The sequence below is a fragment of the Type-E symbiont of Plautia stali genome, from assembly GCF_059731115.1.
The window spans coordinates 2,632,765-2,645,832 of the sequence record NZ_AP035906.1; the positions used below are offsets into that span (position 1 = coordinate 2,632,765).

Genomic DNA, 13,068 nt, shown 5'->3' on the forward strand with positions numbered 1-13,068 from the left:
TATCAGGAGAGAGGAAATTCCATCAGTTTTTGCGGATCCTGCACCACGCGCCAGCCAAGGCGCTGATACAGCTGATGGGCATCATTAGTAGAAAGCATCCAGCGGTGCACCGTGGCTAACTCCGGGTGCGCACGCACACAGGTCGCCAGCCAGCTGCCCAGTCCATGTCCCCGCCAGTTTTCGTCGATCATCACATCGCACAACCACCCGAATCGGGTGTAATCCGTCACCAGTCGCGCAAAGCCAATCTGCTGTTGCTGATGGTAAACACCAAACGGCAACGAGCCAGCAAATGCGCGCTCGGTTTTGGCGCGTGGCTGCGCGTTGGCCCAGTAAGACTTCTCAGTCAATTGCTGGTGGATGTAATCCATATCAAGGCGCTGACGATCGGTAGAGATGGTGAACTCGTCGCGCTGCCATTGATGATCGGCAAGGGTTAAAGCGGTCATGGCAACTCCTTGTAAAGCGATAAATTGAGTGTACGGATATGCAGGCACAGGACGCGCGTGAAGCCACGACCGGAACAGTAAAGATAAAGGGAATTTACGGCAGAGAAGAAATTTTATGCTGTGGCAGATGCGTACGGAGGTTCTGGGGCAAATAGCGGTTTTGAAACAATACCTCCTCCCTGTCTGGGAGAAGGTCAGGATGGGGTCAATTACACACTAAAATCCACAGAATTATGCTTAGCAATCAGCGATCGCAATGGAACGGTGCTTTTCATAATCGGGGATTTGATCACGATATAGCTGAAGTACTTATCGATGCCGATTTGTGCGTCCAGCATCTTCTCAATCACTTCCTGATAGTGCTCGATACTGCGGGTAATAAAGCGCAGCAAATAGTCGTAGCCGCCGGTAATCAGATGGCACTCCATCAGCTCATCCACGTCGCGAACCGAATTTTCGAATTTCATAAAATCTTCGCGTCGATGGCCCGAGAGCGTGACCTCAGTGAACACCGTAACGGAATCGGTAATTTTGGTCAGATTGATATGGGCTTCATAGCCGGTAATAAATCCAGCCTGCTCCAGGCGCTTCACCCGTTGCAGACAAGGGCTGGGCGAAAGTCCTACGGCGTCGGCGAGATTGACGTTGCTGATACGGCCATCTTTTTGTAGTTGCACCAGGATGTTGATGTCGATGCGGTCGAGTTTCATTAAGCCGTTCATAGCACCCCTCATTGTTGACCAATCGCGCAGGCTGATACGATGGTATATCACGCTTTGACGTGACGGCGCTAGCGACTTCCGCACGCCACGTCATTCATTGGTCGAGTCAATAATTCCAGAGATATCAATGAGGAAGCCGGATTTATCCCAGGCGACCACTGGCACGGGCCAGCGCAATATCAAAGATATGTAACGCTTCTTCCAGTTGAGAATCTGTGGTCACCAGTGGCGCGAGGAAGCGCACCACGTTGCGATGCAGGCCGCATTTGATCAGCAACAGACCTTCCTGGCAGGCGCAGTCGAGGATTTTCTGCGTCATCGCTGCGTCAGGGCGTTTGGTTTCGAAGTCGATGATCTCCACCGCCTGCATAAAGCCCACGCCACGTACTTCACCAATGCAGGCATATTTCTCCGCCAGCTGTTGCAGACGTGCATTCAGCTGTTCACCCAGCTGATTGCTGCGCGCCAGCAGATTGTCGTTTTCCAGCAGGTCCAGCACCGCCAGCGCCGCCGCACAGCCCAGCGCGTTACCGCCATAGGTGCCGCCAAGACCGCCCGGCAATGGCGCATCCATGATGGCCGCTTTGCCGACTACGCCGGAAATCGGCAGACCGCCCCCCAGACTCTTCGCCACGGTCACCAGATCCGGTGTAATGCCCAGTTGCTCGAAGGCGAACAGCGTACCGGTGCGACCAAATCCGGTCTGCACTTCATCGAGAATCAGCACGATTCCGTGTTTTTCGGTAATGCGACGCAGCGCTTGCATAAAGTTCGCACCCGCTGGCAGGAAGCCACCGTCGCCCTGAACAGGCTCGATAATGATTGCTGCCACACGCTCCGGCAGGATCTGCACGGCGAACAACTGTTCCAGCGCTTGCAGGCAGTCATCATCGCTGACGCCATGGAAGGCATTAGGATAAGGCAGGCGATACACCTCTGAGGCGAACGGGCCGAAGTTCTGTTTATACGGCTGGCTCATCCCCGTCAGGGTACAGCCTAGCAACGTACGCCCATGGAAGGCACCATCAAACGCGATAATGCCGCTGCGGTTGGTGTGCGCACGGGCAATTTTCACCGCATTTTCTACCGCTTCCGCCCCGCTGGTGAAGAACACGCTTTTGAAATCTTCACCTTTGCCGACCAGCGCATTCAGGCGCCGCGCCAGTTCGATGTAACCGGGATAGGCAACGACCTGGAAGCATGCGTGTGACACCAGTCCAAGCTGTTTCGTCACCGCATTCACCACTGCCGGATGGTTATGACCCACGTTGAGCACGCCAATCCCGCCGACAAAATCGAGATAGCGATTGCCCTCAACATCCCATACTTCACTGCCCTTTGCCCGTTCAATCACCAACGGATGCGCGGTGACCACACCACGCGGCACGTTCTGTTCACGTGCATCCAGTAACAGGCCGTTATCGCTATACGTTTGCTGCTCCGCCATGACATTCTGCATTTTCAAAATCCTCATCCACGTAACGTTCGGTTGGCTCAAGTATCGCAACCCGTTGGTTTCTCACGCTGCCGTAATCAGCAAAGCAGCGGCATTTCGTTTCAAAATCTTCTGCCAATCAGCAGGGAAATTCTGCACGCAGCGCGTGGCGGGCGATGGCCGTCAAAGTCTGAATACCGTGCGGGATCAGTGCGTCGTTAAAGTCGTAAGAGGAATGGTGCAAGGGCTGGCTGGGTGCCGATCCGATCCATAGATAAGCCCCCGTTCTGGCCTGCAACATAAAGGCAAAATCTTCCGAGGTGAGAGCAGGCTGTCTGGCTTGTTCAGCAGGGATGCCTGCCTCACGCAGGGCATCCAGCGCCAGTTGCGCAGCACCCGCTTGATTGACCGTGGCCGGGTAATAACGCAGATAGCTTACCTCTGCCTGCAGACCGTGCGCCGCCGTGACATGTTGCGCCATTTCACGCAGGCGGCTTTCAATGATGTCCTGCGCCGCTGGGCTGAACGTACGTACCGTGCCGGTGATACTGGCCTCCGCCGGAATCATGTTGTGTGAGAAACCGCCCTGCATGCGCGTCACCGTCAGCAAACCCGGCTCGCACGGGTCAAGTGCGCGCGCCACCAGCGTATTGAGTTGCACCACCAATTCACTGGTGGCCAGCAAGGTGTCACGCGTCAGGTGTGGCTGTGCCGCATGACCGCCACCGCCCTTTACCGTGATATCAAAACGGTCCGCCGCCGCCATGATGGCACCCGGCCGCGTCTGCACTTCGCCCAGAGGCAGTTCAGGCCAGTTATGCAGGGCAAATACCGCATCGCAAGGAAATTGCTGGAACAGGCCGTCATCGATCATCGCTTTCGCGCCGGCTAAACCTTCTTCCGCTGGCTGGAAGATAAACACCAGCGTGCCGTCAAAATCGCCCTGCTGAGCCAACTGGATAGCCGCGCCCAGCAGCATCACCGTGTGACCATCGTGACCGCAAGCGTGACAGACATTGTCATGCACACTTTTCCACGGCTGGGTGCCGTTATCCTGCATCGGCAGCGCATCCATGTCCGCACGCAGACCTATCATGCGCGGGCTATTCCCACGTTTCAGCACACCGACCACGCCGGTTTTACCCAGGCCGCGATGCACCTCAACACCGTGCTCTTGCAGCACCTGCGCCACGATGTCGCTGGTGCGCGTTTCCTGATAGCCCAGTTCGGGATGGGCGTGCAGATCCCGTCGCAGAGCGACTAATTGATCCCGTTGCATATCAGTATCCCCGGTTACGATCGATAAGGCCGACCATGGGTTCGCCACGTTGATAGCGGCGCAGGTTATCGAGTAGCGCAGCCACCGCGCTGTCGGTTTGCGTCTGGCTGGCAATGTGCGGTGTGAGCCAGATCGCCGGATGCTGCCAGAAAGGATGCTCTGGCGGTAAAGGTTCCGGATCGGTGACGTCGATCACCGCGGCACTCAGTTGCCCACTCTCAAGCGTCGTCAGTAAATCGTCATCATTGAGCTGAGGGCCACGCCCGACCTGCACCAGCGCCGCACCGTGCGGCAACCTGGCAAAAAGACCCGCGTTGAGCATGCCGCGGGTGCTGTCGGTGAGCGGCAGCAAACACACCAGAATCTCACTGTGCGCCAAAAACGCCTCTAACTGTTCAGCACCATGCCAGCAGCGCACGCCGTCGAGTTCGCGCGGGGTGCGGCTCCAGCCTGCACAGTCAAATCCCAGTGACACCAGCTGTTTTAGCGCTGCCTGCCCCAGTTCACCCAGCCCCATTACGCCAACACGACGTTGATGGGCGGTACGAATCGGATGCGTTTGCCACTGCGCCGCGCGCTGTTGCTGGAAATAGCGCGGCATGTCGCGATGCAATCCCAGCACGGCAAAGGTGACATACTCCACCATGCCTTGCGTTAAGCCGGGTTCAATCATGCGCACCACCGGCAACTCTGGCGGTAACAGGCTCAGGTCGAATTGATCGGCCCCCGCGCCCACAGAGAGTAAGGCCTTGAGATTTGGGAAGGTGGTCATCACCGCTTCTGGCGGCTGCCATGCGATAAGAAATTCAACCTCCGAGGCATCGCCGATATCTGGCCAGATATGCATCTGCACATCGGGAGCATGTTCAGCCAGCCAGCGCTGCCAGTGGACACCGCGCGTGGCTTCTGATTTATAAACGATATGCATCAGGCCATCGCCTGGGTCATTAACCCAAATGCCTGCATCTCACCGGCTTGCGGTGACCACGGCATTCCCCGATACATGGTGGTCGGCGCGTCAACCTTGACCAGCCCTAAACTCACCAGCCAGTTTGCCAGTGGCAGCGCGCTGTCGGTGTCGATGCGGACAAACTCACCGCCCAGCCCTTGCATCAGCGCGGCCACCAGCGCCTGCGCGACATCAACATGGCGCGCAATCACCGGGCCAATTGCCCAGCCATGCCCAAAACGGCGCAGGCTGGCAAAACCCTGCACCTGTTGCTGCGGATCTTGCAGTAACACGGTCTGTTGATCGGCAACCAGCGTTTTTATCAGTTGCGGGCGCCACATGCCGTGCGCCTGATGATCCAACTCAGTGAGCAATTCAACGTCATCGGCTTCAGCATTGCGCAGCGTTAACCCCGTCGGGATGTTGACGGCGGGCACCGCTGCCAGTTCACGCGTCTGGTGCTGCTGAATGGTGCCTTTCACCACAAAACCCAGTTTCTCGTATAGCCCCTGGCCCATTTCGGTAGCATGCAGGCGAATCACGCAATCCGGGAATTTCTCCATCACCGCCAGCATCAACTGTTTGCCAATTCCCCGTCCCTGGCAGGCTGGATTCACCACCACCAAACCAATGGTTGCCGCGCTGTCACCCCAGCGCCAACCGAAGGCGCTGCCGACAAACTGCCCCTGCTCTTCCGCCACCACGCCCTCACCCAGCGCCAGCGCCTGCTGCCAGTCTTCACGGCGATGTGGCCACTTAAGCTGTTGGGTGATGGCATAGCCATGTTCAATATCATCCTGCGTCATGGCGCGTAATGTGATCATTTGCTGCTCCTGGTTTGGGGCCGCCATAAATGGCCACCTGACAAATTCTTTGCGCGGCTGCCACAGGGTGGGCACGCATGTACGCTGGCTTGCACCATCTCTATTCCGCTTTCAGCACTTCTTCGTGCTCGTCCAGCCAGCCTTGACGCAGTTCCGGTACGGCTCGCTTCAGGCGTTCAAAATAAAGCTCACTGGTGGGTTTATCATAATCAGCACGGGAAATCTGCGTCACGATGCGACCGGATTTCATTACCACGATGTCGTCGCATACGGCGCGAACCGCGTGCATGTCGTGACTGATAAACAACACTGACAGCCCTAACTCACGGCGTAGCTCACTGATCAGATCCAGCACCGCCGCCGCGACCACGGTATCTAGTGCCGAGGTGACTTCATCACACAGAATCAGATCCGGCTCCGCCGCCAGTGCACGCGCCAGATTCACGCGCTGCTTCTGTCCGCCCGACAGCGCCCAGGGGCGACGCCACAACACGGTGCGTGGCAGTTTCACCAAATCCAGCAGTTGATGCAGACGGCGCTGCAGTTCGGGCCCTTTCAGTCCGTGAAACAGCGTCAGCGGACGTGAAAGAATGCGCTCAACGCTGTGCGCGGGATTGAGCGCCGTATCCGCCATCTGGAACACATACTGGATCCGGCGCAGTTCGTTATCCGGGCGTTTGTGCATGTCGCCATTGATGTAGTGACCATTAAACAGAATATGACCGTGACTCGGGGCATTAAGGCCGGCAATCGCATGCGCCAGCGTGGTTTTACCCGAACCCGACTCGCCGATAATGCCAATCGCTTGCCCTTTCCACAGCTTGAGATTGATATCTTCCAGAATCAGCGTTTTCGGTTTGCCCTCACTGTCACGCGAGCCATAACCGGCGCTGAGATCGCGCACTTCCATCAGCGGCTGTGCATCAGCCTCTGCACAGGTCCAGCTGCTCTCGCGCTCTTTCTGACGAGCGGCATCCATCAGCAGTTGGGTATATTCGGCCTGCGGCGCACCAATCAGCCGCTCTGTGGAACCATATTCCGCCATTTTTCCGCGCAGCAGCACCAGAATGCGGTCGGCCATCTGCGCCACCACCGCCAGATCGTGACTGACATAGATAGCTGTGACACCGCGCTGTGCCACTACGCGACGAAACGCTTTTAGCACTTCAACCTGTGTCGTGACATCCAGGGCGGTGGTCGGCTCGTCAAGGATCACCACATCCGGGTCGCCAATCAGTGCCATGGCCGTCATCAGACGTTGCAGCTGTCCGCCAGAGACCTGATGCGGGAAACGGTCGCCAATGGTGTCAGGATTCGGCAGTGCCAGCTCGCGAAACAGCGTGATCGCCTTCTCTTTGGCGGCTTTGCGTTTCATGGTGCCATGGATCACCACTGGCTCGATAACCTGGTCGAGAATACGCATCCCCGGGTTGAAGGAGGCTGCTGCACTTTGGGCGATGTAGGCCACTTTGTTGCCGCGAAATTCGCGCAGCTGGCCGGGCGACAGACTACGCACATCGGTGCCCGCCAGATGAATGTTGCCCTCGGCGATGCGACAGCCGTGGCGCGCATAGCCCATCAGCGCCATGGCGATGGTGGTTTTACCCGAACCGGATTCACCGATCAGCGCCAGCACTTCGCCTTTTTGTACGGTAAAACGGATATCAGAAACCAGATCGATCTCTTCGCCCTTATCCGTCTCGGCGGTGACACGCAGGTTTTCAACGGAGATCACGGGCATGGCTGTATGGGGTGTCACGTTCATGCTCCCTCCTTCGCCAGCGTCAGCGGACGCATCTGTTGCAGGCTGTCAATAAACAGGTTGGCGCCGATGGTTAAACTGGCAATCGCCACTGCCGGCATCAATACCGCAGGCGAACCGTTAAACAGGCCTTGTAGATTTTCACGTACCAGCGTGCCCCAATCAGCATAAGGTGGTTGCACGCCTAAGCCCAGGAAGCTCAAGCCGCTGAGTAACAGCACGATATAGACAAAACGCAGGCCAAAATCGGTGAGCATCGGATGCACCATATTCGGCAGAATGTCATGGATAGCCACGTACCAGCGGCTTTCGCCACGCAGTCGTGAAGCACGGACATAATCCATATTGCGCAAACTGCTGGCCATAGCGAACGCGATACGGAACGCACCGGGCCAGTAGGTGAAGATGGCTGTCAGAATCAGCATCGGCAGCGAGGAACCAAACACGGCCACAATCATCAGCGACAGCACTTTGCCTGGCAGCACCAACATGGCATCGTTGATGCGGCCCAGCAACTCTTCGAGCCAGCGTCCTGCAACGGCGGCCAGCAGCGCCAGCAAGGTGCCAATTAAACTGGCACCCAGCGCAGCGGTCAACGCCAGACCAATGGAGAACTTCGCACCGTATAAGATGCGGCTGAGGATATCGCGACCGAGATAATCGGTGCCCAGCAGGTTGTCAGCGGTCATCCCTCCTAGCATCGGGCCACCACCGATATCCTCTACGCTATGCGGCGCCAGTTGATTGCCGAACAGCGCCATCAGTACCCAAAACAGAGAGATTGCCAGGCCAATGCGACCGGAGATCGACAGCGACTGAAAGATACGTACAGGAAGCAGCAAGCTATTCATCAGCTCCTCCATTTTGGGTTAAAGGCGATAGTCAGGATGTCAGCAATCAGCAGCAGCACCAGATAACAGGCGGCGAACATCATCACGCATAGCTGCACCACCGGCAGATCGCGATTACTCACGGCATCCACCAGCGCACTGGCGAGACCGGGGTAGCTGAAGATCGACTCAATAATGATCACGCCACCAAACAAGTAAGACAGGCTGAGCGAAATGGCGTTGGCAATCGGTCCCACCGCATTCGGCAGCGCATGACGCAACACGGCACGCAGCGGCGAGACCCCTTTCAGCAACGCCATCTCAAGATACGGGCTGTCGAGCTGATTAATGATCGCCGAACGCGTCATCCGTGCCATCTGCGCCACCAATACGCAGCACAATGTCAGTACCGGCAGTGCATAGGCTTTCAAATAACTGACGAGATCCATATCGGGGCTGCCAAACGACATTGCCGAGACCCAATGCAGTTTGACCGCGAAGATCAACACCGCCACGGTGGCCACCAGAAACTCCGGTACGGCCACTGTCGCCATGGTGGCGATCACCAGGAATCGATCCAGCGTTGAACCGCGGTTCATAGCGGCCAGAATGCCGATCACCATCGCCAGAGGGACGCAGATCACCGTAGTGATGCCTGCCAGTTCCAGCGTGGCAGGAATACGCTGCCCCACCAGTTGCGTCACTGGCAGATGACTGGCAAACGAGGTACCAAAATCACCCTGCAACATTCCACCGAGCCAGCTGAAGTAGCGCATCAATAACGGCTGGTCGAGACCCAGCTGCTGGCGTAACGCCGCCACCGTTTCCGGCGTGGCGTTTTGCCCCAGGATCATCTGCGCGGCATCGCCGGGCAGCAGGCTGGTGATAAAAAACACCACCGCCGAGACGATAAGCAAGGTCAGGATGCCCGCACCTGCACGCCGGGCAATCAGAAACAACATGTATCGGTTCATCGGCGTTCTCCTCTGACGGATGACGGATTAGGCTTTCAGCCAGGCGAACTCATGGAATCGGTAACCCATCATCATGCCGCTTGGCCAGGCTTCAACACCGCCCACTTTTTTACTGTACCCGTCGAGGGTACTGATAAAGGTGGGGATGATGGTGCCGCAGTGGTCATAGATTAGCTTCTGCATATCGCCATACATCTGCTTGCGTTTGCCCTGATCGCGCTCACCGCGTGCGGCGACGACCAACTGATCAAACTGATCGTTCTTCCAGCCCGATTCATTGTTGGCCGCGCTCGACATATAGAACTGAGAGAACAGCATATCCAGCGTTGGACGCGGGTTGATCGAGCCATAACCCACCGGGTCTTTAGTCCAGTGTGTTGACCAGTAGCCGTCATACGGCACGCGACGCACCTTAACGTTCAGCCCGGTGTTACGTGCCACCTGCTGGATTAACTGCCCCCCTTCCACCGCACCTTCAATGTTTGGTGTGGTGATGATCTCTACCGTTGCGCCCTTCATACCGGCTTTCTCGATATGGAATTTGGCCTTTTCGGCATCCAGCGGACGCGGTTTGAGATCGGCGTTAAACAGCGGATGCCACGGCGGCACGGGGGTGTCGTTACTGATATCACCGTAGCCTTGCAGCACGGTTTTCAGCACGATGTCACGCGGCTGCAGATATTTCATCGCCAACACGAAATCCTCGCTGCTGCCCGGCTTCATGTCGGTGCGGATAATCAGGTTGGTGTACATCCCCGCCTTGCTCTCCAGCACGGCGAAGTCTTGCGTGGCTTTCAAACGATTACTGTCGGCTGCGCTCAGGGTCGAAACGATATGTAAGTCACCCGACATTAGCGCATTGACACGTGCCGCCTGATCGGTGACGCCCAGCAGTTCGATTTCGTCGAGATGTGGCAAGCCGGGCTTGTAGTAGTTTGGGTTCTTCACGCCAACAGAGCGTACGCCCGGCGTGAACTCTTTCAATTTGAACGGCCCCGTGCCTATACCCTTACTGAAGTCTTTGGTGCCATCCTGCACAATCAGGAATGGGGCACTGGCGAGCATATAAGGCACGTCAAAGTTGGCGCTGCTCAGCTCAAGTGTGACTTCGTTATCGTTCACCGCCGTGAAGGTTTTGAACTGATCGGCCAGCTTGAAGGCATTGGAAGCCACGGCGGGATCTTTGTGGCGGCTGAGTGAGTAAATGACGTCTTTCGCGGTGAGAGGTTTACCGTCGTGGAACGTGACCCCTTTGCGCAATTTAATGTGCCAGGTGACACCATCCGAAGACTCCACGGACTCCGCCAGCCCCGGTTGAATCGCCAACTTTTGGTCGAGTTCGGTCAGGCCGCTGTAGACCATAAACTGGCGGGTATAGTCACCGCTGTTATTGCCTTTGGCAGGATCGAGTGTGTCAGTAGCGGAGGCGTTGGACATGGCTGCGCGCATCTTGCCGCCTTTCACCGGTGTTTCAGCCGCAAAGCTCATCTGCGGAAAACCTATAAAGCCGCTGCTCATGACAGCACCCGCAGACAACAACTTCATCAGGCCACGACGTGACAGGGATCCCTCAGTCAGCATACGTGTCAGGGCCGGATTTACAGCGTCAGACTCTTTATCGATTTTACTCATCTGCACACCCTCAATATGAAAAGTGGTTTGTTTTGATAATCGAGCGTCAATCAGATCGCCATTAATGTGGCCCCTACCAAACCGGATAGCGTCCGCATGAATGCCAAATCAATGACACCTTAGGATGTGCATTTATGCGTTCCCCTCGAAAGCATTCCCCTGGCGCGCATCAATAGCGACCTGAAGAATCCCATCGTAGAGTGCACATTGATGCGCACCGGATTAACGATCAGGAGAGCCGATCCTTAGCCTTGTAATACAGCCCCGCGAGAGGCAAAAACCAGGGTTTCCCGTGGTAACCGGGCAGCGCAGGCCATGTATCGCGCTGCCAGGGATTTTCGTTACGCTTTTCTGCCAGTAAATCGGCCATCACCCGCCCCATCCACACCGACATCTGTGTGCCGTGGCCGCTGTAGCCCAGTGAATAGAACACACCATCGTGCTCACCCGCATGCGGCAGGCGATCGGACGTCATATCCACCATGCCGCCCCAGCAGTAATCGATGCGCGATTGGCCCAGCTGCGGGAACAGCGCGGTCATCGCGGCGCGCAACACTTCGCCGCTGCGCGTATCCGAGGTCGGATTGCTGACGGCAAAACGTGCGCGCCCCCCAAACACCAGGCGACGATCGGCAGTGGTGCGGAAATAGTTGCCGATGTTCAGCGAGGTGACATAGGTGCGGTCTTTGGGCAGCACTTGTTCAATCAGCGCATCACCCAGCGGTTCAGTCACCACGATAAAGCTGCCTACCGGCACGATGCGGCGCTGGAACCACGGGAACGGCCCTTCATTCGATACGCCGGTGGCCATCATGACTTTTTCCGCGATGATCTCGCCCTGGGCGGTAGTGACGCGATGACGGTAGCCGTCCAGACGCGTCAAGCCGGTCACCGCGTGATGGGGAAAGATCTTCGCTCCCGCGCGGGCTGCGGCATTGGCGAGACCAATGCCGAACTTGCCCATATGCATCTGGCCACCGCGTTTTTGCAGTAAGCCACCGTGGAAGGCATCGCTGCCGACTTCACGGCGAATCTCATCTTTGCTGATCAACTCGATTTCCGGATCCACCGTGTCACGCATCAGCTGCCACGCACTGCGCAGACCGGGAAAATGCGACGCTTTGCTGGCAAGCTTGAGCTTGCCGCACAGGCGAAAATCACAATCAATCTGCTCTTCCCGCACCAGTTGCTGGACATAACTCACGGCGTCATCAAAAGCCCGATAGAAGCGACTGGCTTGCTCGATCCCCTGGCTGGCTACCAGCGAAGCAAAGTTTTGCGATACGCCGGTATTGCAGTGTCCACCGTTACGTGCGGAGGCCTGACTCATCACGTTGCCACTTTCCAGCACCACCACGTTGATGCCCTGTCGTGCAAGATTCAGTGCGGTTGAGATGCCGGTAAAACCGCCGCCAATCACCACGACGTCGGCCACCGACGGCAGTGCGCCACTCGCTGCGCCGGTAAACGCCGGTGCGGTGGCTTGCCAGAATGATTCGAGTTTCATCGCCGCCTCCGGGCTTAGAGTCCAACGACAGCGGGCAGACCGCCGATGTCTTTAATCTCGGTGTATTGGTACGCCGGGTTGGCCGGATCGTGGCCACGATTGACCCACACTTTGTTTTTAATGCCCATGTCGTAGCAGGTCATCAGGTCATAACGCAGGCTGGAGGAGACATGCAGAATCTCTTCCGGGCCGCAGTTCAGCTTATCCAGCATGTATTCAAAGCCCTTCATCTGCGGCTTATACGCCCCGACTTCTTCGGCGGTAATGGTCATGTGGATCGGTGCGCCGAGACGCGGCACATGATGGGGAATCAAATCGTTCATGGAGTTGGTGAGCAGCACCAGTGGGAACTCTTTCGCCACTTTGGCAAGTCCTGCGGGCACGTCTGGGTGCGGCCCCCAGGTGGCGCAATCGGTGTAGATAAAGTCGCTATCGGCTTTGCTCCACTGCACGCCCCATTTTTTACAGGTGCGCTCTAACGCATCGCTGACGACGTCGTAGTAAGGTTTCCACGCCCCCAGCACTTCATCGCGGCGATAGATGGCGAAATCGGTGGTGAAGGCCAGCATCTCTTGCGCTGACACCCGATCTTTGAAGCAGCGCTCTGCCGCTCCTGCCATGTCAAAGTTAATCAGGGTGCCGTAGCAATCAAAGGTGATGAATTTCGGTTTAAACAGTGCCATGACGCGACCTCGTCGTTGTCTG

General features: G+C 57.0%; 12 protein-coding genes. All 12 read right to left on the minus strand.

From position 1 onward, the window contains the following. Positions 1-2 precede the first annotated feature (2 nt). Positions 3-449, minus strand: a complete 447-nt coding sequence (locus AC6I8L_RS12150; RefSeq protein ID WP_034824597.1) for a GNAT family N-acetyltransferase — start codon at positions 447-449, stop codon at positions 3-5. 209 nt (positions 450-658) lie between these two features. After that, on the minus strand, positions 659-1,171 hold the full coding sequence (locus AC6I8L_RS12155) for an Lrp/AsnC family transcriptional regulator (protein WP_034824599.1): 513 nt from the start codon (positions 1,169-1,171) through the stop codon (positions 659-661). 142 nt (positions 1,172-1,313) lie between these two features. Continuing rightward, positions 1,314-2,630 (minus strand): 4-aminobutyrate--2-oxoglutarate transaminase, encoded by a 1,317-nt coding sequence (gabT, locus tag AC6I8L_RS12160; RefSeq protein ID WP_058962113.1) that lies wholly within the window; start codon positions 2,628-2,630, stop codon positions 1,314-1,316. A 115-nt stretch (positions 2,631-2,745) separates the two neighbouring features. Next, complete coding sequence (locus tag AC6I8L_RS12165; protein ID WP_058962114.1) at positions 2,746-3,885, minus strand: M20 aminoacylase family protein; 1,140 nt, start codon at positions 3,883-3,885, stop codon at positions 2,746-2,748. A gap of 1 nt (position 3,886) precedes the next feature. After that, the gene (locus tag AC6I8L_RS12170; protein WP_058962115.1) at positions 3,887-4,813 is read right to left on the minus strand and encodes a 2-hydroxyacid dehydrogenase; all 927 of its coding nucleotides are present in this window, start codon (positions 4,811-4,813) and stop codon (positions 3,887-3,889) included. Further along, positions 4,813-5,658 (minus strand): GNAT family N-acetyltransferase, encoded by an 846-nt coding sequence (locus AC6I8L_RS12175; protein WP_058962116.1) that lies wholly within the window; start codon positions 5,656-5,658, stop codon positions 4,813-4,815. The genes AC6I8L_RS12170 and AC6I8L_RS12175 overlap by 1 nt, the downstream gene beginning before the upstream one ends. 100 nt (positions 5,659-5,758) lie before the next feature. Further along, entirely contained in the window at positions 5,759-7,423 is a 1,665-nt protein-coding gene (locus AC6I8L_RS12180; protein ID WP_058962117.1) for an ABC transporter ATP-binding protein, read from the minus strand. Then, on the minus strand, positions 7,420-8,271 hold the full coding sequence (locus AC6I8L_RS12185) for an ABC transporter permease (protein ID WP_058962118.1): 852 nt from the start codon (positions 8,269-8,271) through the stop codon (positions 7,420-7,422). The genes AC6I8L_RS12180 and AC6I8L_RS12185 overlap by 4 nt, the downstream gene beginning before the upstream one ends. Continuing rightward, positions 8,271-9,224: an ABC transporter permease gene (locus tag AC6I8L_RS12190; protein ID WP_058962119.1), complete on the minus strand. Its 954-nt coding sequence runs from the start codon at positions 9,222-9,224 to the stop codon at positions 8,271-8,273. Before AC6I8L_RS12190 ends, AC6I8L_RS12185 begins: the two co-directional genes overlap by 1 nt. Positions 9,225-9,251: 27 nt before the next feature. Further along, positions 9,252-10,856 (minus strand): ABC transporter substrate-binding protein, encoded by a 1,605-nt coding sequence (locus tag AC6I8L_RS12195; RefSeq protein ID WP_058962120.1) that lies wholly within the window; start codon positions 10,854-10,856, stop codon positions 9,252-9,254. A gap of 229 nt (positions 10,857-11,085) precedes the next feature. After that, complete coding sequence (locus tag AC6I8L_RS12200; RefSeq protein ID WP_479398903.1) at positions 11,086-12,363, minus strand: NAD(P)/FAD-dependent oxidoreductase; 1,278 nt, start codon at positions 12,361-12,363, stop codon at positions 11,086-11,088. Positions 12,364-12,377: 14 nt separating this feature from the next. Further along, positions 12,378-13,046, minus strand: coding sequence for a haloacid dehalogenase type II (locus tag AC6I8L_RS12205; RefSeq protein WP_058962311.1), 669 nt, complete (start codon positions 13,044-13,046; stop codon positions 12,378-12,380). Positions 13,047-13,068 lie beyond the last annotated feature (22 nt).